General features: G+C 61.5%; 23 protein-coding genes. 8 read left to right on the forward strand and 15 right to left on the reverse strand.

The window, feature by feature from the left end; genetic code table 11:
• Nucleotides 1-2: 2 nt before the first annotated feature.
• From GQ59_RS04855 to GQ59_RS04885, 7 genes are all read right to left on the reverse strand, one after another.
• Nucleotides 3-1,301: an amidohydrolase family protein gene (locus GQ59_RS04855; protein WP_051903794.1), complete on the reverse strand. Its 1,299-nt coding sequence runs from the start codon at nt 1,299-1,301 to the stop codon at nt 3-5.
• A 3-nt stretch (nt 1,302-1,304) separates the two neighbouring features.
• Nucleotides 1,305-2,024 (reverse strand): MBL fold metallo-hydrolase, encoded by a 720-nt coding sequence (locus tag GQ59_RS04860; protein ID WP_051903795.1) that lies wholly within the window; start codon nt 2,022-2,024, stop codon nt 1,305-1,307.
• Between the two features lie 3 nt (nt 2,025-2,027).
• Nucleotides 2,028-2,882 carry an ABC transporter permease gene (locus GQ59_RS04865; RefSeq protein ID WP_037078332.1) on the reverse strand — a complete coding sequence of 285 codons (855 nt, stop codon included), beginning with the start codon at nt 2,880-2,882 and terminating at the stop codon, nt 2,028-2,030.
• Entirely contained in the window at nt 2,879-3,799 is a 921-nt protein-coding gene (locus GQ59_RS04870) for an ABC transporter permease (RefSeq protein ID WP_037078336.1), read from the reverse strand. The genes GQ59_RS04865 and GQ59_RS04870 overlap by 4 nt, the downstream gene beginning before the upstream one ends.
• A 65-nt stretch (nt 3,800-3,864) precedes the next feature.
• Nucleotides 3,865-5,382 (reverse strand): ABC transporter substrate-binding protein, encoded by a 1,518-nt coding sequence (locus GQ59_RS04875; RefSeq protein WP_084683025.1) that lies wholly within the window; start codon nt 5,380-5,382, stop codon nt 3,865-3,867.
• Nucleotides 5,383-5,454: 72 nt separating this feature from the next.
• Complete coding sequence (locus GQ59_RS04880) at nt 5,455-7,521, reverse strand: alpha-amylase family protein (protein WP_084683028.1); 2,067 nt, start codon at nt 7,519-7,521, stop codon at nt 5,455-5,457.
• On the reverse strand, nt 7,512-9,002 hold the full coding sequence (locus GQ59_RS04885; RefSeq protein WP_152564232.1) for an amidohydrolase family protein: 1,491 nt from the start codon (nt 9,000-9,002) through the stop codon (nt 7,512-7,514). The genes GQ59_RS04880 and GQ59_RS04885 overlap by 10 nt, the downstream gene beginning before the upstream one ends.
• A gap of 251 nt (nt 9,003-9,253) precedes the next feature.
• Here GQ59_RS04885 and GQ59_RS04890 point away from each other — a divergent pair, with 251 nt between their 5' ends.
• Nucleotides 9,254-10,141: a LysR family transcriptional regulator gene (locus GQ59_RS04890; RefSeq protein WP_037078348.1), complete on the forward strand. Its 888-nt coding sequence runs from the start codon at nt 9,254-9,256 to the stop codon at nt 10,139-10,141.
• Nucleotides 10,142-10,565: 424 nt separating this feature from the next.
• On the opposite strand, the gene GQ59_RS32640 is transcribed toward GQ59_RS04890, so the two are convergent.
• Nucleotides 10,566-10,742, reverse strand: coding sequence for a hypothetical protein (locus GQ59_RS32640; protein ID WP_167336290.1), 177 nt, complete (start codon nt 10,740-10,742; stop codon nt 10,566-10,568).
• Nucleotides 10,743-11,469: 727 nt separating this feature from the next.
• Between GQ59_RS32640 and GQ59_RS04900 the strand changes: the two genes are divergently transcribed.
• From GQ59_RS04900 to GQ59_RS04925, 6 genes are all read left to right on the forward strand, one after another.
• Nucleotides 11,470-12,480 carry a substrate-binding domain-containing protein gene (locus GQ59_RS04900; RefSeq protein WP_037078353.1) on the forward strand — a complete coding sequence of 337 codons (1,011 nt, stop codon included), beginning with the start codon at nt 11,470-11,472 and terminating at the stop codon, nt 12,478-12,480.
• A 42-nt stretch (nt 12,481-12,522) separates the two neighbouring features.
• Nucleotides 12,523-13,797, forward strand: coding sequence for an ABC transporter substrate-binding protein (locus GQ59_RS04905; RefSeq protein WP_037078356.1), 1,275 nt, complete (start codon nt 12,523-12,525; stop codon nt 13,795-13,797).
• A 72-nt stretch (nt 13,798-13,869) separates the two neighbouring features.
• A complete protein-coding gene (locus GQ59_RS04910; RefSeq protein WP_037078359.1) occupies nt 13,870-14,721 on the forward strand; it encodes a carbohydrate ABC transporter permease in 852 nt (283 codons plus the stop codon).
• A complete protein-coding gene (locus tag GQ59_RS04915) occupies nt 14,718-15,569 on the forward strand; it encodes a carbohydrate ABC transporter permease (protein ID WP_037078361.1) in 852 nt (283 codons plus the stop codon). Before GQ59_RS04910 ends, GQ59_RS04915 begins: the two co-directional genes overlap by 4 nt.
• Before the next feature lie 13 nt (nt 15,570-15,582).
• Entirely contained in the window at nt 15,583-16,641 is a 1,059-nt protein-coding gene (locus GQ59_RS04920; protein WP_037078363.1) for an ABC transporter ATP-binding protein, read from the forward strand.
• Nucleotides 16,642-16,660: 19 nt separating this feature from the next.
• The gene (locus tag GQ59_RS04925) at nt 16,661-17,917 is read left to right on the forward strand and encodes an MGH1-like glycoside hydrolase domain-containing protein (RefSeq protein WP_037078365.1); all 1,257 of its coding nucleotides are present in this window, start codon (nt 16,661-16,663) and stop codon (nt 17,915-17,917) included.
• Between the two features lie 819 nt (nt 17,918-18,736).
• Here GQ59_RS04925 and GQ59_RS04930 read toward each other — a convergent pair.
• Nucleotides 18,737-19,474: a FadR/GntR family transcriptional regulator gene (locus GQ59_RS04930; RefSeq protein ID WP_084683090.1), complete on the reverse strand. Its 738-nt coding sequence runs from the start codon at nt 19,472-19,474 to the stop codon at nt 18,737-18,739.
• A 285-nt stretch (nt 19,475-19,759) separates the two neighbouring features.
• Between GQ59_RS04930 and GQ59_RS04935 the strand changes: the two genes are divergently transcribed.
• Nucleotides 19,760-21,415, forward strand: coding sequence for an acyltransferase (locus tag GQ59_RS04935; RefSeq protein ID WP_037078370.1), 1,656 nt, complete (start codon nt 19,760-19,762; stop codon nt 21,413-21,415).
• 22 nt (nt 21,416-21,437) lie between these two features.
• On the opposite strand, the gene GQ59_RS30940 is transcribed toward GQ59_RS04935, so the two are convergent.
• From GQ59_RS30940 to GQ59_RS04955, 6 genes are all read right to left on the reverse strand, one after another.
• Nucleotides 21,438-21,623: a hypothetical protein gene (locus tag GQ59_RS30940; RefSeq protein ID WP_084683030.1), complete on the reverse strand. Its 186-nt coding sequence runs from the start codon at nt 21,621-21,623 to the stop codon at nt 21,438-21,440.
• A 130-nt stretch (nt 21,624-21,753) separates the two neighbouring features.
• Entirely contained in the window at nt 21,754-22,056 is a 303-nt protein-coding gene (locus tag GQ59_RS33560; protein WP_084683033.1) for a GCG_CRPN prefix-to-repeats domain-containing protein, read from the reverse strand.
• Nucleotides 22,057-22,261: 205 nt separating this feature from the next.
• Nucleotides 22,262-22,663: a hypothetical protein gene (locus GQ59_RS04940; RefSeq protein ID WP_051903797.1), complete on the reverse strand. Its 402-nt coding sequence runs from the start codon at nt 22,661-22,663 to the stop codon at nt 22,262-22,264.
• A gap of 132 nt (nt 22,664-22,795) precedes the next feature.
• A complete protein-coding gene (locus tag GQ59_RS04945; protein WP_037078372.1) occupies nt 22,796-23,557 on the reverse strand; it encodes an ABC transporter ATP-binding protein in 762 nt (253 codons plus the stop codon).
• Nucleotides 23,554-24,594, reverse strand: coding sequence for a FecCD family ABC transporter permease (locus tag GQ59_RS04950; RefSeq protein ID WP_037078375.1), 1,041 nt, complete (start codon nt 24,592-24,594; stop codon nt 23,554-23,556). Before GQ59_RS04950 ends, GQ59_RS04945 begins: the two co-directional genes overlap by 4 nt.
• Nucleotides 24,591-25,613: an ABC transporter substrate-binding protein gene (locus GQ59_RS04955; protein WP_037078378.1), complete on the reverse strand. Its 1,023-nt coding sequence runs from the start codon at nt 25,611-25,613 to the stop codon at nt 24,591-24,593. The genes GQ59_RS04950 and GQ59_RS04955 overlap by 4 nt, the downstream gene beginning before the upstream one ends.
• Between the last annotated feature and the right edge of the window lie 121 nt (nt 25,614-25,734).

Raw genomic sequence — 25,734 nt, forward strand, 5'->3', positions numbered from 1 at the left:
TGTCATTGATGTCTGTAATGTTCGTGGATTGCGTGACGGATGGCCGGCTCATCGACAGTGAGTAGTCGGCCGTCCTCGAAGATCATTCGGCCGGCCACCATGACGCCGCGCACATGCTGCGGTCCTGCATGGTAGACTAGGTCGGACTGGACCCGCTCGGGGTTCAGGCCAAGCGGGTGGCTGACGTCGAGAATGACGAGGTCGGCCTCTTTGCCAACTTCGAGACTGCCGATTTCGGTTTCCCAGTTAAGCACCCGCGCGCCTTCGAGCGTCGCCATGGAGAACGCATCCCCGGCGCCCACGATCGTCCCATCAAGGCTTGCCGCACGCTGCAGCAATACAGAAAGCTTCATCTCCTGGAAGAGGTCGAGGCAATTGTTGCTGAGCGTGCTGTCGGTGCCGAGCCCAACCGGAATGCCGAGCCTTCGGAGCGCCGGTACAGGGGCGATGCCGCTCGCGAGCTTTGCATTGCTGCCCGGATTGTGGGCGACGCCTGCGCCGGTCTCGGCAAGAATATCCATGTCCGCTTCATCGACCCAGACGCAGTGGGCAAGAACCGAGCGACGGTCCAGCACACCGAGGCGATGCAGCCATGCAGTCGGCGACTGGCCGTACTGCTCCATGACCATCTCGTTTTCGCGTCTGTTTTCTGCGACGTGGATGACGAAGGGCAGGTCGAGCTTGTCGGCTTCACGCTTGACCTCCCGTAGGAGCGCCGGCGTGCAGCTATAGGGCGAATGGCCACCGAGATAGAAGCGGGCAAGGCCGTTGCCTTTGTGAGCCTCGATAGCTTCCTTGGTTTCTTCCAGCGCCAGAGGCCAGTTCGGCCGGCCGTTGCGACGAAGTTCGGGAGAGTTGACGAGTGCGCCACTTAACGAGCGCATGCCGATCTCGGTGGCGACCGAAGCGAAGACGCCGGCGCCGTAGCGGGTGCAGTCGCAGGCGGTGGTAATGCCGTTGCGGGCCATTTCCATGATCGCGAGATAACAGCCCCGCCGGTTGTCCTCGACGGTGAGGTGCGAGGTGTGGGGCGCGAGTGCTGCGGCCCATTGGAACAGGTCGCCCTCATCGCAGCAGCCGCGATGGGTGGACAACCCGCCATGCGCATGGGTGTTGATGAGGCCGGGAATGATCACGCGGCCGCCGACATCCTGCCGCCTGACCGGTTCCGCCTGCGGCGGCAGGTCGGCCAGCGCGCCGGCCCAGATGATCTTGCTGCCGCGGATCAACAGTGCTCCGTCCGGATAAAAGCCGCCGGGCAGGCCGGTGCAGAGAAAGGCGTTGTGAAGCAGCGTCAGCATCTCTCAGGCCTCCAGCAGAAAACGACGGCCGTCGAGCGTCAGGCCGATCTCGGTCGAGACCGGCGTCGAGGCGATGACGCCGCCGTTTTCCATGGTAAGCGGGCCGTCATGGCCAGGCACGATGATATCGGCCATCGCCGCGATGCGGCGGATGCTGGCGCGAGCCACCTCCTCGTCGAAGGCACCGGCCGGCGCGCCGGCTTCGATCTCGCCGCGATGCTTGATCGCGTCCTGGGCGAGCACGACGCATTTGCCGGCAACGGTCATGACCAGTGAAACATGGCCGCCGCTATGTCCTGGCGTCTGGATCATCCGGATGCCAGACAGCACTTCCAGTTCGCCTGAGACAAGGGTCAGCAACGGGCTGCGCAACAGACCCTCGACTTGGAAAATCGAGATCGCCGGATCGTCGTGCTTGTGGTCCTGCACATAGGAAAACTCGCTCTCGTGCAGGATGATCTCGGCTTTCGGGAAACACTCGACATTCGCCATGTGGTCGAAATGCAGGTGGGAGAGGACGATCGTGCGTATTTCGTCGCGTTCTATGCCGCGGTCTTTGAGCGCTGCCATCAGGCCCGGCCGATCGCCGCTGCCGCCGGTATCGAAGAGGGCGTAACCTTCGCGGCTCTTGAGGAGCAGGATCGTGCTCCAGCCTAAGAAACCGCGAGTGCTGCGTCCGGGAAAGCCGGGGACCAGGATATCATAGGTGGCGGACTTCGCCATCGCTCAGCCCTCCATCTGCCGCAGGCGCGGGTCTAGCAAATCGCGCAGGCGGTCACCGACGAGATTGGTGCCGACGACGGTGAAGAAGATCGCGAACCCCGGGATGGTCGCCACCCACCAGGCATTGCCGATATAATTGCGTCCTTCCGAGATCATCGTGCCCCAGGTCGGCATTTCCGGCGGTACGCCGAGGCCGAGGAAGCTCAGCGACGATTCGAACAGGATCATCTTGGCGACCAGCAGGCTGGAGATGACGATGACTGACGACATGACGTTGGGCAGCAGGTGGCGCGTCAGGATATGGGTGGCGGAAATGCCCATCATATGCGCCGCCTGGATGAATTCCCGCTCGCGCAGGACAAGGCATTCGGCGCGAACGACGCGGGCGTATTGTACCCAGTTCGTGAGGCCGAGGATGGTGATGATGTTCCAGAGGCTGGGACCGACAACCGCGGCGACCGCAAGTGCCAAAACCAGGAAGGGGATGGCGAGTTGGATATCGGTCAGCATCATCAGTACGCGGCCGGCATATTTGTCCTCGTAACCGGCGATCAAGCCGAAGGTGACGCCGACGATGCCGGAGATAACGACGGACGCGACCCCGACCATCATCGAGACGCGTGCACCGATGATGATGCGGCTAAAGATGTCGCGGCCGAGCGCATCGGTGCCAAACAGATGGATGCCTTCGGCATTGCTCCAGAATGGCGGCTTTAAACGCTGGAGGATCTCCTGGGAACTTGGATCGTAAGGGACGAGCCAGGGACCGAAGATCGCGACAAATAACGCAATCACGATGATCGCGAGGCCGATGGCGGCGAGGTGGCTCGCCAGATAGCGCTTCAGAAATGCGGTCATTTGTTCCTCCGCAGCCGCGGATCGAGAAAGCCGTAGGAGAGGTCGACCAGAAGATTGATGGCGACGATGACGACTGCCATGAACAGCACGAAGGCCTGCACTACCGTGAAATCGCGATTGGCGATCGCTTGGATGGCGAGCCGGCCGATGCCGGGATAGGCAAAGACTTCTTCCGTGATCACCGCGCCGCCGAGGAGAGCGCCGACCTGCAGGCCGATCACCGTCAAGGTTGGGATCGCGGCATTACGCAGCGCGTGGCTGAGGATGATGCGGCTTTCGCGGACACCCTTGCCGCGTGCGGTGCGTACGTAGTCCGATTGCAGCACCTCGATCATCGACGAGCGAAGCAGGCGGGTGATGATCGCGGTCGAATAGGTGGCAAGTACGATCGCCGGCATGATCAGATGTTGCCAGCCGCCGCGGCCCGAGGGTGGTAAGATATAGAAGGTCTCGGAAAACAGCAAGATCAGCATGATCGCCAGCCAGAAGGCCGGAAAGCTCTGCCCGATCAGCGAGATCAGCAGGCTTGCCCGGTCGATCGCCGAACCGCGGTTGGCGGCGGCGAGGATTGCGAGCGGGATGGCAACCGCCAGAGACATCACGAACGCCATGCCGCCAAGCTCGAGGGTCGCCGGGACCCGCTCGAGCACCAGGCTCATTGCCGGTTGTTCGTAACGCAGCGACATGCCGAAGTCGCCTTGGACGGCGCGGCCCAGGAATTCGAAATATTGGACGAGCAGCGGCCGGTCGAAGCCCATCAGGTGACGGAAACGCTGGATTTCCTCGACCGGGGCCTCGGGTGGCAGGAACAGCGCGGAAGGATCGCCGCCGATCCGGATCAAGAAAAACACGGCAACCGACACGCCGAGCAGCACGACGGTGGCATAAAGCAATCGGGATATCAGAAAATTGGCCAAGACCTTGGTTCACTCCGGGTGACATTCGCGGCCGGACGGGATGCCCGGCCGCGAATGGACGTTTATCAGTAGTGCGCCTTGCGCAGGTCGATCATTCCATCGGCACGCGGCGTCCACGAGAGCTTCTTGTCGAGGCCGTAGATCAGCGGCGGCTGCACCATCGGCAGGTGCGGCGCGTCATCCTTGATGATCGCCGCGGCCTTGGTGTAGATGCTCTTGCGCTCGGCCGGGTCGATGGTCGCGGCGCCGGCGTCGAGCAGCTTGTCCAGGTCCGGGTTGCTGTAATAGCTCTGATATTCGCCGGTATGCAGAAGAGGCGCCCAGACAAGGTTCGGGTCGCGGCCGCTCCAGCCCGGGAAGGTGATGCCTTCGCGCCCCTTCTTTTCGGAGACCTGGCCCCAGACGCCGGGTTCCAGATATTGGATATTGGCCTTGATGCCGACCTTGGAGAGGAAGCCCGCTGTCGCCTCGACGATCTCGCTGTCCTTCATGTAACGGCCCTTGCGGGTCATCAGCGGAATCGTGAAGCCGTTCGGATAACCGGCTTCTGCCAGAAGCGCCTTGGCCTTGGCCGGATCGTAGGGGTAGGGCTTCCAGGACGGGTCGTAGCTGAAGGCATTGCTCGGCAAAGTGAGCGCGATGCGCGTGCCCATGCCGTTCAGCAGCGCCTGCTGGATAGCATCGACATCGACGGCGTAGTTGATCGCCTGACGAACGCGCTTGTCCTTCAGCGGCGTGTCCCGGGTGGTGTCGAAGGCCAGGAAATAGAGAAATTCGCTGGGAACGGAGACGACCTTGGTATCGCCGCTTTCGAGTGAGGCGATGTCTTCCGGCGGCACGTCGACGGCGATATCGACGCCCTCGCTCTTCAGTTCGGCGATACGGGTGCGGGTTTCCTTTATCGGCCGGAAGATCACTTTGGCGATCGACGGTTTACCGCCCCAGTAATCGGGATTGGCTTCGAGCACGACGCGTTCGTCCCTCTTCCATTCAACGAAGCGATAGGGGCCTGTGCCGACCGGCTTGGCGCCAAGATCCGCGCCATTGTTCTGCGCCGTATAGGTCGGCGCAACGATCAGGGCCGGGAAGCTTGCCTCGTAAAGCGATAGCAGCATGGTCGGGAATGGCTTGTCGGTCTTGATGTCGATCGTGTAATCATCGACGACGGTGACAGCCTTGATCTGCGAGATGCGCGAGTAATAGGGCGCCTTGAAATTCGGATCGAGGGCGCGGTCGAAGGTGTATTTGACGGCGGCTGCGTTGAATGCCTCGCCGTTGTGGAACTTGACGCCTTCGCGAAGCTTGAAGCGCCATGTCAGCGGATCCGGATTGCTCCAGGACGTCGCGAGTGCCGGCGCGATCTCGCCCTTCTCGTTTTGCGTGACCAGGCCGTCATAGATCTGGAAAAGAATGTTGGCCGTCGGGAAGGCCGAGTGCTTGGCCGGATCCATGGAATAGGCATCGGCTGCCTGTGCGATCACGACCGTCGAGGTGCTTTGGGCTGCTGCGACAAGCGGCATCGATACGGTTACGGCGGTGCTTATCGCGCCGGCCATAAGATGTCGTCTCAGAATATGATTCATCTGTTCACCCTTTTTTCTTCTTGCGTTTGATGGAGCCACGCGGCGTCCATCGAATGGATCTCTCGGCCTTCCTTAAGCGCACTTCCTCCCGGCTGAACCCCTTGTGAGGGCGATAGCCGCAAAGTGATCCAGGCATTCGATGCGCAGGATCATCATTTTGCCTGCCCTTGTGACGGGCAGTTCCTTGTCGTCGTGAAGTGATAGAGCGAAGCCGCAGTCAGTCTCGATCGCGACGTCGAATCCGGCAAGCGGCGTCAGCTCGGTGAGCCGTTTCGTTCTTGCCGATGCCCCGTTGATCAGATGCAGCACCATTCCATCCGGATGGGCGTAAAGGATCGTTTCGACCGCAAGAGGTGCCGTGGTGCGAACCGGAGCGGCGCCCACGTGGCGTTCGATCAGCACACTCAGCAGCTTGCGATATTCCGGCATAGAATGACGATGGTAAAGCGAACCGATACGCCATGGCAGCCAGATCGCGTGGCCTTTGTAAAAATCCCGTTCGATCAGGCCCGGTTCCTTGCCGGCACCTTCCACCATCGTAAATTCCGGGGCGTTGTTGGCAAACGGGCCGATGAGACGAAGGTCGTCATTGCTGTTGCCATCGGCGAATGGTGTCCAGAATTCACCGGCCGCCGGAACGCGTGGGATGCCGCTCAATGCATTTCGGAACTCCAAGCGTCCGAGGGCGAGATAGGCGCCTATGGCCGTGCGACCATTGCCGGGAAGGGCAGGTAGGCAATGAAGTGGCGCAGATTGCCGCTCATGGCCGGCCTCGTCGGCGGCGCCAAGATCGGCGCTTGCGAGCAGCTTGCCGCCGGCGGCCACGTAGGCATCCAGGGTCGCGGCGTCCACATCGGAGAGGCACTCCACGGCGGGGAGGATGACGAGGTCGTAGCGGCCGAGTTCGGCGACCGTCAGGCCGGGGGCGACCAGGATGTCGAACGGGTAGCGCAGGTCCGAGATGATTTCGCAGAAGCCGCGGAATTCGCCGATATGTCCGTTAGCCTCTGCTTTACCGGCCGGCCGGCCGGCATCTGTGCCCCACAGTCTGCTGTCTTCCGATCGGACGATTGCAACGCGCGCCGGGCTCTTGAGATCGCGATACCAGCGCGCATTCTCCTGCAGGTACCGACCGAATGTCTGAAGTGCGGGCACGAAACGCGCATCTTCCTGATTCAGCATGCCGTTGACCGCCGGCGCCGTCGCGGCACCGTGAGCAGCCGCCTGGATGAGATTGTGGATGAGGCAGGCATCCGGCATGGCCGATTGCCGGCTGGCGAAGACTTCCGATGTCGTCTGGATGAGCAGCGGCGCGTGATCGGGCTTCAGCGCCCGCGCCGTCAGTGCTTCTTCGGCAGCCCAGAGGTTCCAGATCGGCTGTGGATCGACCGGGTTCGGCATGACGGGGTTCGAAACCTGGGAGCCGATGATGTCGGTGATTGCGGCCATCCGCCGGATGTTCCAACCGTCATGGACGTGGTGATAGGGTACAAGCGCTGCGGCCGGATTGCATGCCCGGATGAAGCTCCGGACCCGACCCATGTAGTCTGCCAGAAAGTCCTGCCGCCATGCCTCGTAGGCCGGAATACGGCGATCCGGTGCCGGAACAGATTCTCCAGTGGCCCTGAAAACCAGATCCTGACATCGGTCGCAGTAACAGCGCGGCACATGCAGATAGTTGAAGAAGAACCCATTGGCGGAGGGGTAACGGCTCAGGATTTCACCGAGAATCGAGAAGGTTTCCTGCTGCCAGAACGGACCGGTGGCGCAGATCTGCGGCATATTCCAGACGCTGCTGACGCTTCCGTCCGGCTTGCGAACGAACCAGTCGGGATGCCTGTCTTCCATGCCGGCGCGGCCCTTGGAAATATCCATCCTCACCAGTGTCCGGATACCGTCAACTTTCGCGGCGACCAGGAAATCGCCGAGAAAATCGCTTCGGACATGCGGGTTGATCGTCTGCGAGGAAAGGTCGGTCGGGTACCAGGCCGAAAACCCGCCGCCCATGACGATGCAGGCATTGGCGCCGACGCTTTTGATTTCATCGATCAGGCCGTCGATCCTCAGGGTCGAGGCATCGGTTTCACGCAGCAGATGCTGGAAGAAGCGCAATGGCTCCCGTGTCCAAGCTAATGACATGAGCAGCCTCCCGCCCAGCCGGTGTTGAAACGGCTGCGCATCTTGCGGATCGGACCTTCCAGAGCATGCGTGGCCGCCTGCGCCGCCTTGCCGTTGATGCGTCTCCTGTCGGCGATCGCCTGCGCCTCGTCCCAGATTGCGGTTTCGTCGATTTCAGTCGAGCGACCGTTTGATACCACGACGCGGCCGGCAATCATCACCCGATCGATTGCTGCGCCACTCTCCGAAAGGACCAGCTGGCGGACCGGATCATGGAGAGGCGAAAATGCCGGCGCCTTGCGTTTGAAGAAAGTGATGTCGGCCGCGCAGCCGGCCTCAAGCCTGCCCGTCATCTTCAATCCGAGCACGTTCGCGCCGCCAGACGTGCCGAGCCGCAGCGCACTCTGAGGTCCCAGCCAGGCGGTCTCGTCATCTAACCGAAGGCGGTGAACCAAGGCCGCCCATTTCATCGTTTCCAGAAGATTGGCGCTGTCGTTGCAGCAGGCGCTGTCGGTGCCGAGCCCGATGCGGATACCCTTGCCGATGAGATCCGGGAGCGAGCAATAACCACTGCCGAGCCGCGCATTGGAGACGGGGTTATGGATCACAGTCGCATCGGCTGCAGCGACCCGGTCCGCATCGTCCGGCTCCAGCCAGATCGAATGCACAAGGTTGGTGCGCGGCGTCAGCAGGCTGAGATCGTCGAGATGGGCGATCATACCGCCGCCGTAAAGCTTGAGGCCAATTTCCCGCTGCAGCCTCGTTTCGAGGACATGGGTGTGGAGCAGCGTATCGTGCCTGCGGCTGAAATCGGCCGCAGCGGTGAGGAGATCATCTGAACAGCGTTGCGGGCCGGAAGGACCGATGGCGACGCGGATCCTGCCGTGCGCAGCATCATGCCAGCGATGAAAGAAAGCCTCGGCGATCGCCATCTGCTTGCGAGCGGGGAGTGGCGTGCGGGTGCCGTAGGCCGAAAGGTCGAGGCCGGCGAGGTCGTCTTCTTCGAAGGGCATGGTTTCGACGACGCTTCTATCGGAGACGACAGGAGCGATTACGGCCCGCATACCGCTGTCGCGCCAGGCAGATGCGACGGCATCCAGCGCTTCGCCATCAATATCGGGCGAAATGCGGACGTGATCGAGAGCGGCGGTCGTGCCGGTCCGCATCATCTCGATCGCACCAAGCATCGTGGAAATGTAGATTTCGCGCAGGCTTCGCTTTTCGCGTCCAGCTGATGAGGTCAGTGACCAGAGCTCGAGGGGCAGGTCGCCGGTAGTGCTGCGAACGAGATTGTCGGGCGAGTGGCTGTGGCAGTTGACCAGGCCCGGCACCGCGATCAAGTCGCGGGCGTCGACGAATTCGCGATCCTGAGAAGGACGTGAACCAGCCGGGTGCATGGCTGCAATCAGAGCGTCATCGATCTCAATCGAACGCTGTTCCGCGTGAAAACGGCCAGTCTCTTCTATTAGACACAATGCGCTGTCGAACCAGTATCCCGGCAAGTTTTTTCCAATCGGATTCGTTCCCCGGCGCTTTCAGCGTCCTTGCCCCTAGTGTTTCCAGTTGGACGAAAAGGGGAATATGCGGTTTTGGAAAATATCAATTTCCGGTTCGCCGGCTAAAAAAGCCCGCAGGAACGGCACGTAAATTGCTGACATTGCCTCATGGCTTGTGATCGACGGGCGGAGCGTTAAGCTGATGATCAATCGCGCGCCAATTTGCGCAGGATGTAAGCAATGAAGTACGATTTGCGGTGAACAAGTTCCAAGACATTCTGTCGTTTGTGCGCGTGGCTGAGCTGGGTGGCTTTACTGCGGCCGCCAAGGCGCTCGCGTCTTCGACCTCCGCGGTCACCAAAAGCGTGACGCGTCTGGAGGAAGGGCTCGGTGTGCAGCTCCTGCATCGAACCACACGGCGCATGCATCTCACCGAATACGGCACCGAATATTACGAGCGCTGCCGGCAGATCCTGATCGATCTTGACGAAGCGGAGGGATCCATCAAGGAAGCGAATATCGCGCCGACCGGTCCAGTCCGGATTGCGTTGCCGCCCTCATTCGCACGGATGACCGTCATTCCGGCGCTCCCGGAGTTTTACGAACGTTATCCGAACGTGGTGCTCGACCTCTGCCTCAAGAGCCAGACCGCAAACCCGATCGAGGGTGGTTTCGATCTCGTGGTCCATTCCGGCCGTCTCGCTGATTCCCGGCTAATCAACCGGATACTAGTGCGCGGCGCCCAAAAGACCGTCGCTGCTCCGAGTTATATTGAGAGGCATGGTATGCCCGAAACGCCAATGGATCTCGTAAAGCACAATTGCATCACCGGCGCCTTCGGCTCAAACTGGCATTTTCGTGGGAAGAAGGGCAGTGACGAGGTGATCCGTGTCTCCGGTGGCCTCATCACGGATAGTGGCGATATCCTGCGGGAGGCGGCTATCAACGGCCTCGGTATTTCCCAGGCGACATGGTGGCTGTTCCGCAAGGAGATGCAGCGGGGCCTGCTGGTGCCCCTGCTGCAAGATTACGAGATTGAGGCGGACCCGATTGCGATCGTCTTTCCGGCGAGCCGTCGGACACCTGCAAAGGTGCGCGCAGTCGTTGATTTTCTTCTTAAAATTACTAGATGTGACACGCCATAGGTGTGAATCGGCGCCGAAGGTTGCCCCTATGATCGGGCCCGCAGAGCCTTGATCTACCAACAGGTCGCATGTCCTTGAAGGATCGCTTTCTGCGATTGCGGTTGGTGACAGGTAACGGACACTTTGTGTGTTACGCGGGCGGGTGTCTTGGATGCTCTACGCCGAGCAGTTACGCGTCGATCAATCTGGGCATCCTTGCGAGATTGCAGGCAGTCATTGTTAGTGTGAACTGGGCACTGAGCGAACCGCTCTCCGTATCCAAACCACGCGTGCCCATGCCCCTGTTCAACATCACAAACAGGAATCATGTTTCGTCTTCAGCGTCCATAGATGAGTTTTTCAGCCGCGTGCTAAGTGTCTCGGAGTCCGATTTCCACCGAGACCGCCGAAGAGGACGTGCCTGAAAATCGCTCGGAAGTCCTACTCAGCGCCGCGGAGCATCCAGCGTTGGAAGGGACTTCGCGTGAGCGGCCGCTTCGCCAGAGTAGGGGAAGTCCTCACCGAGCTGGCGGTCGCCGTCATAAACTTTGAAGGTCGGTCCCTCGAGCTCAACAATCCTATAACCGTTGACGAACTCGACCTTCGGCGTTTTCCATCCCATATCAGCTTCCTTCTTAGAATCTCTAAAGCCGCAGCACGCGCTCGCCGGCACACTATAGCATTCTTTGCCCCGGAATCACCAAGACGACTTGCACCCGCTCATGTTTATCAGGAGCTTGGTAAGTGGCACCATTAACGCGGTACGCCGATCCGATCAAAACGGTTTCGTTACAACAAACGCGATGATCGCTGAAAGCCCGAGGATCATTGCCGTCAGGACCGTAGCGAAACCGGCCATAGACGAGGCTGGCGGCCTGAGACGCCCGGAAATCATCCTTTAGACCGCGATCGTGCGACAACGACCAATGCCGGCGTCGAAACAAGTCGATCGAAGCGAGGGGATCTGGCGATGATCTCCGGTATCGCGTAGGCCAACGCCAGGATTTCTGCCCTGGTGCCGCCTAATCCGGCGACGATCGCAGCGATATGCGCGGATCTAACAGCCGATAGAACATCGTCACCGACGTCGATATGTCTGGGACGCTGAAGTGGCTTCGATGTCGTCAAGTGCGGACGACGGATCGTGATCAACGTCACGCCCGGCCGCCAACCGCCGGCGAAGGTCCGCTTCCCGGGGGGTAGTCAGCGCCATCCGGACGCAAACTCGGCCAACTCAATTTCGACGAGCCACGCTTGGAAGACGATAGGTGCCGGAGGGACCTCCAAAACGTTTTGGTTGACTCTCAAAACGTTTTGGAGAATGTTTGCTTCAATTCGGGAGAAAGATTTTGGCTAATCTGAAACAGCTTGCACATTCGCTCGGACTGTCGATTACCACTGTGTCCCGAGCACTTGATGGTTATTCCGACGTGTCCGCGGCCACCCGCGCGCGGGTTCGTGAGGCAGCAGAGGCAGCAGGTTATCGGCCGAATGCCTCCGCTCGTCGGTTGCGCAAGCAGCGCGCTGAACTGGTCGCCGTGACGCTGCCGAGTGATCCTGGCCACGTAGGCCCCCCTCATTTCCTCGACATGTTGTCAGGCTGCGCCGAACATCTCGCCGCGGCCGGTCTCAATCTCGTTATCGCGCCTGTGCCACGGGGTGTCAGCGAACTTGAGATATGCCAACGTTTCGTCGATGGGCGCCGCGTTGACGCCATGCTGCTGGTCCGCACCAAACGCAAGGACGAGCGCGTCGAATACCTTCAGTCGCGTGGCATTCCCTTCGTCACCAACGGCCGCACCGAGAGCCTGATCCCCCATCCGTTTATCGACGGCGATGGTTTTGCCGGGTTCCGCGCCGCGACGCTGCGCTTCCATGCGGCGGGGCATCGGCGCATCGGCCATATCGCCGGGCCCCAGGAATATTACTTCGCGCATGTCCGTCGCCGCGGCTGGCAGGCGGCGATGGAGGAATGCGGGCTTGCGGCCGATCTCTGCGCCGAAGGAGCGCCGCTCGAACAGGGCGGTTATCTCGCAGCCTTGGAACTGCTGCGCCAGCCGTCGCGGCCGACCGCCCTTGTCTGCGCCACCGACGAAATGGCGATCGGTGCGCTGCGGGCGCTGCGCGAGGTCGATGGCGGTAACCAGATCAGCATCGTTGGCCATGACGATCTGCCGATGGGTGCCTTCACCAGCCCGCCGCTCTCGACCATGCGCATGACCGGCGAGAACCTCGGCGCGAGCTTCGCCTCGCTGCTGCTGCGCGCCATCGCCGGAGAGCCCGCCGAAGAGCTCCAGGAGCTTCACGCGATCGAATTCGTCGATCGCGACAGTCACCGCCGCCCGCCACTGGCGGCATAGACAGCAGTGCATTCAAGACAAAGAACAATGAAGGAGGAGAAGATGAAGCGTATCGTGTCACTTACAATTCTGGCTTCGACGGTGCTGGCGTTCGCCTCGCCGGTGCTTGCCCAGACGGTTTTCGTATCCACCCAGCTTCGCCCGATCGAGGAGGCGACCGTGGTCCGGCAGGACCTTTTGAAGGATGCCGGCAAGGTCGACTACGTGGTCGAGGAGCCGCCGCAGTTCGCAGTGCGCATGGAGGCCGAAGCGCAGGCCGGCAAGCACACCGTCAGCCTCGTCGGCGCGCTGCATGGCGAGCTTTCGCCGCTCGCCGACAGGGGCCAGCTCGAACCGCTCGACGAACTTGCCAAGAAGCTCGCCGCCGGCGGCATGCCGCAATCGGTTCTTGATCTCGGCAAGCTCGGCAAGCCCACGCAGCAGTATATTCCGTGGATGCAGGCGACCTATGTCATGGCCGCGAAGAAGGAAGCCCTGCAATACCTGCCGAAGGGCGCAGATATCAACGCGCTGACCTACGACCAGCTGATCGAATGGGGCAGGAATATGCAAGCTGCCACCGGCCAGCCGCAGATCGGTTTCCCGGCTGGTCCGAAGGGCCTGATGGCGCGTTATTTCCAGGGCTATTTTTATCCGTCCTTCACCGGCGGCGTAGTGCGCACCTTCAAGAATGCAGATGCCGCAGCCGGCTGGGAGAAGCTGAAGGCGCTCTGGGCCTATGTCACCCCGAACTCGACCAATTACGACTTCATGCAGGAACCGTTGGCCTCGGGCGAGGTCATGGTCGCCTGGGACCATGTCGCTCGCCTGAAGAACGCCATTTCGGCGGCACCGGATGACTATGTCGTCTTCCCGGCACCAGCCGGCCCCAAGGGCCGCGGCTACATGCCGGTTCTGGCCGGGCTTGCCATCCCCAAGGGCGCACCGGACACGGCAGGGGCCACGAAGGTCATCGAAACGCTGACGACGCAGAAAACCCAGCTGCTGACGGCTTCGAAGGTCGGCTTCTTCCCGACGCTCAACGTCCAGCTGCCGCCGGACCTCGACAAGGGCGTGGCGCTTCTCGCCGGTGCGGTCACCAAGACGCAGGGCTCCAAGGACGCCGTGATCTCGCTTCTCCCGGTCGGCCTTGGCGACAAGGGCGGCGAATTCAACAAGGTCTACATGGACGCCTTCCAACGCATCGTGCTGCAGAACGAGCCCGTCGCCGACGTGCTCGTCAAACAGGGCGCCACCATGGCCAAGCTGATGACGGACACCAAGGCACCCTGCTGGGCTCCGGACGCCAAGAGCGACGGTGCCTGCCCGGTCCAGTAATCCTCCCGGGAAGCGTCCGGGCGCGAATGCCCGGGCGCACCTTACCCTTCAACATGTCCGAGGCGGGAGCCGATGACCCAAAACCGACCCTGGATCCCCTATCTGCTGATCCTGCCGTCAGTCGCCTTTCTGGCGCTGCTCTTCGTCGTGCCTCTGGTGCAGACGATCTGGCTGGCTCTCTCGGACAACGGCGCACCGTCGCTGGCGAATGCCGAGCGCATGGTGACCGATATCAATTTCACCCGTTCGGTCAGGAACACCTTTCTGTTGACGATCGTCGTCGTGCCGGTGCAGATCGCTATCGCGCTTGCCATGGGTACGATGGTCTCCAAGGTCGGCCGCGGCCGCGAGACCATTCTCTGGATCTGGACCATCCCGCTTGGCATTTCAGACCTCGCTGCCGGCCTCGTCTGGCTGTCGATCCTGCAGAATACGGGCTATTTCAACTCGCTCCTCTTCAGCCTCGGTGTGATCGGCCGGCAGGCGAGTTGGCTGTCCTACCAGACACCGATCGCGCTTTTCATAGCGATCGCAGTTGCGGAAATCTGGCGCGGCACGGCGATCGTCATGGTCATCATCGTCGCCGGTCTCAACCAGGTACCGAAGGAATTCAAGGAAGCCGCCGAGATCTTCGGCGCCGGCCCATGGACGCGCTTCTGGCGCATCACCCTGCCGCTGATCCGGCCTGCCCTGCAATCGGCGCTGATTCTGCGCACCGTACTCGCCTTCGAAGTGTTCGCAGTGGTCTACGCGCTCGGCGGGCGAAATTTCCCGGTCCTCGTCGGCGAGGCCTATAACTGGCAGAACCAGAACCAGAATTACAGCGTCGCGGCGGTCTACGCGGTGCTGATCATGATCATCTCGCTTGCGGCGACGCTGATCTATCTGAAGGCCCTGAAAGTCGATCCGGAGCGCTTGCCATGAGTAAGGAAACCATGAGCACGATCAAGGCCAGTCCCGCAAGCTTCGCCTCCTCCCGCCGCTGGCTCCTCTGGAGCGGTATCGCGGCGCTCTGCGCCTGGGTTTTGGTGCCGATCTATCTGGTGGCGCTTGGTGCGCTCGGCGGTCGGCAGGGCGTCTATATCTGGCCGAAGACGGGATTGCCGACCGGAATTTCGCTCGAACCCTTCATTCTGTTCCTGACAACCGAAGGCGTCGTCCAGTCCTTCCTCAATTCATTGGGAGCGGCGGGCATCACGGTAGCGCTGTCCATTCTGCTCGGCGCGCCGGCGGGTTATGCTTTGGCCCGCTACGATTTCCGGGGCAAGGACAGCTACCGGCTTCTGGTCCTGTTGACCCGCGCCTTCCCCTTGGCGATCCTGGCGCTGCCGCTCACCGTCTCCTTCATCCGACTCGGCCTCTATGACACGATCATCGGCGTCGGCCTCATCCACACGGTGCTGGCGCTGCCTTTTGCGGCGCTCGTCACCCAGGGCATATTCCTGGGCGTTCCGAAAGAACTCGAAGAGGCCGCCTGGGTGTTCGGCTGCACCCGCGTCCAGGCCTTTTTCAAGGTGGTCGCGCCGCTGGCTTTGCCCGGCATCGTCGCCACGGCCGTGTTCGCCTTCGTCATCTCCTGGAACGAGGTGTTCGCCGCCTCGGTACTGACGGTGCGCAACCGCACGCTCACGGCCTATCTGCTGACGGTGCTGTCGGAAAGCCCGATGCATTACCGCTTTGCCGGCGGGCTTATGCTCATTCTTCCTTCCGTTGTCTTCATCTTCGCGGTCAGGCGTTACCTCTTCGCGATCTGGGGCATTTCCTCCAAATAACGGGACCATCGACATGGCCAATATTGTCATTGACCGCATCCGCAAGAGTTTTGGCGCGTTCCAGGCGCTGAAGGAGGTCTCGCTGACGATCAACGACGGCGAGTTCGTATCGCTGCTCGGTCCCTCGGGCTGCGGCAAGACGACGCTCCTGCGCATCATCGCCGGTCTCGAAACCTCGACCTCGGGCGATGTCCGCATCGGCGACAGGTCGATCATCGGCCTGGCGCCCAAGGATCGCGGGCTTGCGATGGTCTTCCAGAACTATGCGGTCTTCCCCCATATGACGGTCTACGAAAACGTCGCCTTCGGACTGCGCATGCAGAAGGCGGACGAGGCGCGGGTGAAGGCGCAGGTGGAGAAGGCGGCCGGTCTGTTGCATATCGAGCCGTATCTCGACCGTTACCCGAACAAGCTTTCGGGCGGCCAGCGCCAGCGCGTGGCGGTTGCCCGCGCGCTGGCCGTCAAGCCGAAGGTGCTGCTGATGGACGAGCCGCTCTCCAACCTCGACGCATTGCTGCGGCTCGAAATGCGCACCGAACTGAAGACCGTGCTGCAATCGGCGGGCACGACGACCATCTATGTCACCCACGACCAGACAGAGGCGATGGGCCTGTCGGATCGTATCGCCGTCATGCACAATGGCGTCGTCGAGCAGGTCGGTCATCCGGTCGAGATCTACAATCATCCGGCCACGCGCTTCGTCGGCGGTTTCATCGGCAACCCGCCGATGAACTTCATCAAGGTGCCCGTCTCGAACGGCCAGGTGGCGGCAGGCGAAGAACAGCTTGCGGCGCCGAAGGATGTCGGCAATGAAATCGTGCTCGGCCTGCGCGGCGAGGCGGTCGAACTGGCGCCGCTGCCCCAGGGGCTGGAGATGAAGGTGCGGGTCGCCGAGCCGATGGGCTCGCACCTGCTGCTGACCGGCTCCATCCACGACCAGCCGGTGCGGGTCATCCTTCCGGCATCCGAGACCGTGAAGAGCGGCGATACGATCGGCCTGAAGCTCGACAGCAAGCGCATCACCTGGCTTTCGCCCGAAAGCGGCAGGTCCATTCCGGCCGTTTCGGCCTGAGCATACCGGAGTACCCGACATGAACGTGCATATCACCGAGGCGAAGCGCATCCTCGTCGCCAATGACCGCGGCGGCTATACGGTGCCGACCGACCGGCTCTACCCCTTCCAGTGGAACTGGGATTCCGCCTTCGTCGCCATGGGTTTCGCGCTTTATGATACCGACCGTGCCTATCGCGAACTGGAGCGGCTGATCGAGGGCCAGTGGGCGGACGGCATGGTGCCGCATATCGTCTTCCACCAGCCGAGCGAGACCTATTTCCCCGGTCCGAGCGTCTGGCGCACCCGCCACACGATCCCCACCTCCGGTATCACCCAACCGCCGGTCTTTGCGATCGCGCTGCGCAAGGTTTTCGAGGCGGCCGGCAGCGGCGCCGAGGCACGCACCCTGCCGCTCTACGAGGCCGCGCTGAAATGGCATCGCTGGTGGTATTCCGCGCGTGATCCGGAAGGCACTGGCCTGGTCGCCCTGCTGCACCCCTGGGAGAGCGGCAGCGACAACTCGCCGGCCTGGGACATCGCGCTCGCCCGCGTGCCGACCACCACCGACACGCCGGTCGTGCGCAAGGATACCGGTCACGTGAACGCCTCGATGCGCCCGCGCGACGAGGACTATAACCGCTTCATCCATCTGGTCGACACCTATGCCGCCTGTGGTTGGGATCCAGCGAAACAATGGGAAAAGGCGCCATTCAAGGTGGCCGAGATCCAGACCACGGCTATCCTGCTGAAGGCCGGCGAGGACCTCGAACATCTCGCCCGCGAATTCGGCCGGATGAAGGATGCCGCCGAGATCGCCGCCTTCAACGAGCTCACTCGCAAGGCGATACTCGCGCAATGGCGTCCGGCCCTGTCCCGCTTCGTGTCCCGCGACCTGATCTCTGGCGAGGATATCGAAGCCGCGACACAGGCGGGCTTCATCCCCCTCCTGGCGCTCGACTTGGAAAAGAATATCGCCGATGCGCTGGTCGATGAGATGAAGGCCTGGTCGAGGGGCCTCAAAGTCGCCTTCCCGACCACCAAGCCGGGCATCGCAAGCTGGGAACCGAAACGCTACTGGCGGGGCCCTGCCTGGGCGATCATCAACTGGCTGCTGATCGACGGCTTCAAGCGCAACGGTCAGCTGGAAGCGGCCGAAGAGCTGCGCATATCGACGGTCGCGGCGATCGAGGCGGAAGGTTTTGCCGAATATTTCGACCCGGTGACGGGCGAAGGCTGCGGCGGCCTCGGCTTTTCTTGGACGGCCGCCGCTTATATGTGGCTTACGTGGGCATAAGGTTCACAATTCTGGACCTGCTGCGCCATCAGGGGGAGCTGGTCCGAGTTCCCGACACCCAATCTTGATAACCGGCGGCGGCGGTTGCGCTTCAAGAAGGGTGGGCTCTTGGGTTTCCAAGGCTGTACAAATCAGATTCATGACTGTCTTTTGGAGACAGTCATGGGTGTTTTGGATCGTGTAGTCCTTCAGGACGAGCAGTGGGAGCGGATATTATCTTGCACTGCGGCGGACACAGGGCACGATCCGAGCCGATAAGCAGGATTGGAATCCGTGGGTCGAGTTCTTCCAGCGAAGCCTGCAGCGGCAGAAACAGCGGCTGGAGCGCAAGATCGAGCGCGAGCGCATCCTTCGTGGTGATCTGCCGGAGCTGTCCATCGCAATTCTCGAATTGGCTCGCGAGCGTGGAAGAGTGACCGTGATGGACGCGGCCAAGGTCACAGGCGCAAGCAGAAATACCGTCAAGGATTCATCTGCGCGCATTAAACTCGCAGGGGCATCTAGCCCTTCATGGAGCAGGCCGCGGTACCTGGTACGGCCTGAGCTGACCAAGGAGAATGACCGGCAGACCGCCAGTGTGTGAATCAGCGTCGAAGGTTGACCCCTATGATCGGTCCCGTAAAGCCTTGATCTACTGAGATGAAATGCAGATCGGGTGTGGTCACGATCGTCGCCGATGATGTCCCCGCCATTTTTTTGCGAGTTTGCAAGTAAAGCCAGGCGCTTGCCGCCTTTTCAAACGGGGTCAACCTTCGGTGCTGTTCACAGCGGATTGGGGCTTAAGAGCCGGGCCGGCCATGCGGCTGACCCGCTGCGGCATCAGCTGGAAAACGCTTTGAAATCCCTCAACACATCCCGGTAGCGGATCTGGCTTCCTCTCAGGTGGTCGCGCATGGCATTGCGCGCCGCCTCCTCGTTGCGATCCGAGATCGCCACCACGATCGCTTCATGTTCCGTATGGATCATGCGGCGGTAGGCGGTCTGTTCTCCGGACCGTTCCCCCGGCGTCGCCCTCGATTGCGGAATGGCCGCGGTGCCGTGAAATTCCAGATGCTGCCGGAACAGCGGGTTGTTCGTGGCGTCGGCGATGGCGAAATGCAGCGCAAGATCCGCCTCGCGGATGGATTCGTTCCGCTCGATGCATTGCAGAATATGCCGATGACAATCGAAGATAGCTTCTTCCTGCGCCGGAGACCGGCGCATTGCCGCCAGACCGGCAGCCTCGATCTCCAGCGGAGCCCGCACCTCGAGCACCTCCAGGTCGGACGATACGCGCGCCCGGTCGATTTTGCGACCGGAGGGAGGTGAGCTCTCCTGGCTGAGCACATAAATTCCCGCGCCCTGCCGCACTTCGACAAGCCCGTCCGATCTGAGCGCCGCGACCGCTTCGCGAACCACCGTACGGCTCACGCCATGCGTCTCCGTCAGTTCGACTTCGCTTGGGAGTTTGTCGCCGGGCGAGTACTGACCGCTGGCAATTGCAGTCCGGAGGCTTTCCCCGACCCGTGAGACCAGCGATCCCGGTCCTTTGTTCCGATCCTTGGTCTGGGTTGTCACGCTCAATCCCCGTTGCAACGACGCGACGCGTCTGCGCCGTATTCATCACACGTGTATGACAAATTGGGGGCCATATCAATGCGGGAGTGAATTCCATTTATCCTGAGAGGCATCGATCCGCGCCGGAGAAGGCCGAAAACAAAAGCTGGACGCTTAAATTCGTCTGCTGTATTTCCTCAATTTGCTGAATGTCAAAAATTGGTATGATGACATTGACCCACCGAATTCCGATTCCCGGCGGCATTTTTCCGAGTCTGGAAGCCGGCCTGCAAAACGAGTGACGAAATGCGGACAGATCCAGAAGTTTCCGAATCCGAGATGGATCGGGAAGCCAGGCTGCAATTCCTCACCTGGGAGCGCAGGCCTGCAGATATCCAGGGCGATCTCCAAAAGAGGCTGAAGGAAAAACTGGCACAGTCCGCAGGAGCGCGGATCGCAGAGACCGCCTACATCGCGAGCGACGCCCGCATTTTCACATCATCTCTGATCCTCGGCGATCGTTCCTGGATTGCGGGGCACGCCCTCGTGCGTGGAGACGTTGAAATCGGCTCCAATTGTTCGGTCAACCCCTACGCATGCATCTCCGGAAAGGTCCGGTGCGGTAACGGCGTGCGTATTGCCTCGCTCGTGTCGATCGTCGGCTTCAATCACGGCTTTGACGATCCGGACATGCCGATCAACGATCAGCCTCACGAGACGCTCGGCATTACGATCGGCGACGATGTGTGGATAGGCGCCAATGCGGTCATTCTGGACGGTGTGACGATCGGGAGGGGGGCCGTTATCGCCGCCGGGGCGGTTGTCACCAAGGACATTCCGGATCTGGCGATCGCGGCGGGCGTGCCGGCCAAAGTCGTGCGCCGTCGCGGGGAAACGGCAGCGGCCGGAAAATCGCGCCGGGCCGAGGTCGAGCATGCGCTGGTGCGGATCAGCAAGATGGCGGAAGCCGAGTGGCGGGATGTGCGGGAACGGCATCTGACGCCCCGCGGTTATCTGTCGCCGGATGCTGACGGCGTTGCGCGCATGAGCGTCAGGCATGAATGCGATGCGATCGAGATCGCGGCCGGTTTTGGAGAACGGCCTTCGGGGAGCGAGGCGCAGACGATCATCGATCGCCTGCAGGCGCTTCAGGACCCGGTAACCGGCTTTTTTCCCGATCCGTTTCGGCTACCCGATCCTGCGAAGAACATCCGCGATGATTCTCCTTCTCTCTATAACGTGCTGGCGGTCGGTTATACGCTGGAGATACTTGGCGCCCATCCGTCTCACCCAATCGCCGGCGTCGAAATGGACGCCGTCGCGCTTTGCGACTGGCTGGAGGCCTTGCCCTGGAGCCATCGTGCATGGTGGTGCGGCGACCGGGTGGACGCTATCGCCACCGCGCTTTATTTCAACGCCCGGTATTTCAGAAGCGGCAGGGGAAAGGAAATCCTCTTTGGCTGGCTTTCGACCCATATCGATCGTTCCACCGGTTTGTGGGGGAAGCCGACCGCCGAACAAGGTCTGCTGCAGCCGGTAAACGGCTTTTATCGCCTCACCCGCGGAGCCCATGCCCAGTTCGGCATCCCTGTTCCTCTTCCTGAAGCCGCGATCAATTCCGTCATGGCGCACTATCGAAGCAATCGCGGTTTTTCCGGCCCAACCTATACGGCCTGCAATCTGCTCGATACGATCCATCCGCTTTGGTTGTGCCTCAAGCAGACGGATTTCATGCGCGGCCAGGCGGAAGCAGTGGCTGAGGACATCATTCTGCGTTCGCCGGACCGGTGGCAGGAAAAAACAGGCTTCGCCTTTGCCGACGGTCAGGCAGGAAGCCTGCAGGGCACGGAAATGTGGCTTTCGACCCTCCATCTTGCCGCGGACCTGTTGGGCCTGGCTGAAAACTTCGCCTTCGTTCCCAAAGGGGTGCATCGGACGCAACCGGCGGGCATGGGGCTGTAGCGCTTGCAGGCGTTTTTGTCGCCTAGCGGAATCGCGGTGGTCGTGGCGGCGAGTTTGAATGGATCTCGTGCACTGGTGCGTGCTTCCCCAGCAGCCTCAACATCTTTTTTTCGTCCTCCAGCCGCATTCCGTTTTTGCGGCAGTGTTCGGCGACGTCGTGGTCGCGTGGCCCGGGAATTCTGACCTGCCGATGGGTATCCTTTTTCATGACGCTTCCTCCTAACTATAAACGCCGCCATCTGACAAATGTTCGTTAGAAGTAACTAAAATTCAACCCCTGCCGTCACAGGCCCGCATCGAAAAAAGCCCCTCTGCAGAGCAGAAGGGCTTTTTTCGTATCAACGCCAATCCCGGTAATGGCGCCAGTCGCGATGGCCTCGCCATTCCCAGCGAGGCGGTCCTCGGTGGTCCCATCGATCCCGCCGATCCCATCGATGGCTGTAGCGGGGCGGCGGCGGCCGCCAGCGGTTGGGGCGGCAATCGCCCCACCGGTTCAGGTGGTAACCGCGGCCGCAAGCCCAATCGACCTTTTCGGCGATGGGTTTTGCCGGGACGGCAATGTTTCCGATCGGCATGGCATGTGCCGCGCCTCCGAAAAGACCAGCTGCGATCAAACTGGCCGCTAAGACTATCCTGCGCATCGGTTTCCTCCAGAAATGCACACGCTGACAGATTGCGGCGCGATCCTTGAACCGTTGCTGAAGCCCGCATTCATCTGAGCTTCAGCTTATGTGCATTTGCTTGAGGGCTCCCTTTGCACGCGTCTGCTCAAGTCCCGACAGGCTCTCTTTCACGAGAGTACGCCGGGGTGCCTTGAAGAAGGATCGACTCTGGTCTCAGCCGGCTTCACCGATAACGCGGGCGGTCCCGCCCGTCGTCGCGCGAGTCGGAATCGTCCGAAGACACTCTTCTCTCAAGCCGGTCCAGCACCTGCAGCAGAAGATCCGCGCAATCCTTTGTCGGTTCGCCGTCGGCGCAGCGCAGGTCGATCGTGGTTCGCCCGTTCTCGATGCGGAAGCGCGCGCCGCGCTCCCGTGGCGGTCGATGGCCCGCCATCGGAGGCGTGCGCCACTCGTCTCCGTCCCGGTCAGCGGCCGGTTCACGAGGATCGGGCGACGGCCCGTTCGAGGCGCGATCCCGCTCAGCCTGCGGCGGGGTGCCGGGAGACGCGTTGGGCGTATCCTGCGCGAGTGTCAGGTTGGCCGACAGCGAAAGAACGGCCGCTGCCGTGATGAGAAGACGTTTCATGTCGAGCCCTCCGGTTCCGGATGACCAACAACAATGACAAGGGTTTGTTTGTTCCGCTGGACGTTCGTGCAACGGCCTTCGGCTTTCATGGCGCGGACGGTGCGGTCGAAACTCTGTCGTGGGTGGGAGGTCTCAGACGAGGTAGTGGATATGGGGTCGTGAATGGTGCGGCGAGGCTTCTACCCGTGCTTCGACGGAAAATACGTCCCTCAGCAGAGTCTCGGTCAGCACCTCTTCCGGTGCCCCGCAGGCAACGATCCTGCCGCTCTGCAGGACGATCAGCTGATCGCAGAACATTGCTGCATGATTGAGATCGTGAAGCGCGATGATACTCGTCATCGGCAGGCCGGAAACCAGCCGCATCAGGCCGATCTGATGCTGGATATCCAGATGGTTGGTCGGCTCGTCGAGGATGAGTTCCTTCGGCGATTGCGCCAGCGCCCTTGCGATATGGGTCCGCTGCTTTTCGCCGCCGGAAAGGGATTGCCAGCGGTCGTTGCGCTTATGGGCCATGCCGGCACGCGCAAGAGCGGTCTCGACGGCTTCGTCGTCGGTGAGCGACCAGCCGGAAAATATCGACCGGTGCGGAAACCGCCCGAGCTTCACCACGTCCACGACCCTCAGATTGGCATTGGTCGTGGCGTGCTGTTCCACGAAGGCGACACGCTTTGCGATCGAACGCCGCCCGATCGTCCTGAGATCCTTGCCTTCAAGCGTGATGGAGCCTGAATGCGGCAGTTTCAAACCCGCCAGCAGACGCAGCAGCGACGTCTTTCCGGAACCGTTCGGTCCCAGCAGGCCGAGCGTCTTGCCCGGCTGCGCCTCGAACGAGACGCCGTCGAGCACGGTCTTCCTGCCAATTTTCCAGGTGAGGTTCTCGGTCTTGATACTCATGACGCGCGTTGGAACCGGTAGAGGATGATCGAAAAGAAGGGCACGCCGACCAGCGCGGTGACGACGCCGATCGGCAGGACCTGCTGCGGGATGAGGGTGCGTGACGCAATATCCGCCACCACCATGAAAACGGCACCGATAACGGCGCAGGCCGGCAGCAGACGGACATGCAGTGGTCCGACCGCAAACCGCGCCACATGCGGTACGACAAGGCCGACAAAGCCGATCGAGCCGACCATGCTGACGATCGTCGCCGTCATCATCGCCGTCAGGGCGAAAAGCACGATGCGGGCGCGCGCCACATTGACACCGAGCGACGCCGCCGCTTCGTCGCCGAAGGCAAAGGCATCGAGCACGCGGGCATAAAGCAGGCAGGCCACCAGCGCGATGCCGACGATGATCGAGACCAGTGTCAGTTCCGGCCAGCGCACCCCGCCAAAACTGCCAAGCAGCCAGAACATCACGTCGCGCGCCTGCTGGGCATTGCCCGACGTGGTGACGATGTAGGAGGTCGAGGCATTGAAGAGCTGCGAAGCGGCGACACCGGCAAGAATGGTGCGGTCCGCACCGCCGCGCGTGCCGTTGGATAGCAGCGCCACGAAGAAAAAGGCCGCGAAGGCGCCGGCAAAAGCGCCTGCCGACAATGAGACCGCGCCTGCGCCAACACCGAGGATGACGATCGCGACGGCTCCGGTGGACGCCCCGGCGGAGATACCAAGAACGTAGGGCTCGGCAAGCGGGTTGCGCAGCAGCGACTGCATGATCGCTCCCGACAGGGCGAGGCCCGCACCGCAAAAGGCCGCGACCAGCGCCCGGCTGAGACGGTAGTCCCAGATGACCGTCTCATGGATGCGGTTGAGGCCGACCGCCGTCCAGCCCAACCGGTTGGTGACCGCAGAAAAGGTCGTCGCGAGCGGGATCGGCAGATCGCCGATCCCGACGCTGATGCCGACGACGAGACCGATGGCTGCAAGCGAAGCCCCCAGCACGGCAACGAAGGCGAAAAGCTGCTGAAGGGAGCGGCGCTTTTCCGTCACTTCAGAAGACCGATGGCCTTTAACTGTTCGGCCACTTGTTCGGCGCCATAGATCGTGCGCACGGTCGGGTTCATGGCCTGACCGTCCATCACCACCATTGCCTTGTTTTTCACGGCGGTGATCTGGCTGACGGCCGGATCGGTGGTCAAGAACTTGATCTTTGCTTCCGGTTTGTCGAGCTCCCAGCGATTGCGATCCAGATTGGCGACGACGATCACGTCCGGATTGGCAGCGATGATGCTTTCCCAGCCGAGCGTCGGCCATTCGGCTTCGGCGGTGACGGCATTGCGGCCGCCCAGGACATCGGCGATGAAGCCGGACGCTGCGTTCTTGCCGCCAAGATAGGCATCGGCCGACGGGCTGGGGCTGGAGAACCAGAAGACGTAGGAGAGGCTTTTGCCGTCCTTCGATACGCTGGAGCGGAGTTTGGCTTCGCGCGCCTTGAAGTCGGCGATCAATGCCTGGCCGCGATCAGCGACATCGAAGATCTGCGATAGTTCGTCGATTTCCTTGTAGAGCAGGTCCATGTTCCAAAGCTGGGCGCGGCTGCCGTACTGGTCCTTGACCTCCTTGGTGCTGAGGCAGGTGCTGGGCGAGAGATAGCTCGGAACGCCGACCTTGTCGAAATCCTCGCGCTTGGCGACCTTGCTGCTCGGGCCGACCAGGCTTGGCAAAGCGGCCGCCACGAAATCCGGGTTCTCCGCCAGGATCGATTCGAAGGTCGGGAATTCGACGCTCAGAAGCTTGACCTTGGCATTGGCTTCGGCAAGCTGCGGCAAAACCTTGCTGGGCCAGAAGGCGGTGCCGGCCATCTTGTCCTGGAGGCCGAGCAGCAGCAGGATCTCCGCGCTGTTCTGGCCAAGCCCGATTGCCCGCTCGGGCGCCTTCTGGAAGCTGACCTGCGCGCCGCAGTTTTCGATGGTGAGGGGATATTTCGTCGATGCGAATGCCGAGGAAACAGTGAAGCTGGATGCAGTCGCGATCAACAGCGCGGTCAAGGTGGATTTTAGCGTGAGCATGGCAGGTCCTGGTTCAAGTCTGCCACGGCGAATAGCCGTTCCTGCTCATTTTAACAAGAGAACGCCAGTCACCTTTGATGTCGCAAATTGAGCGGCCTGCGCCTTATCTCCCCCAGCTAGG

Origin of the sequence: Neorhizobium vignae, assembly GCF_000732195.1 — a bacterium.
GTDB lineage: Bacteria > Pseudomonadota > Alphaproteobacteria > Rhizobiales > Rhizobiaceae > Neorhizobium > Neorhizobium vignae.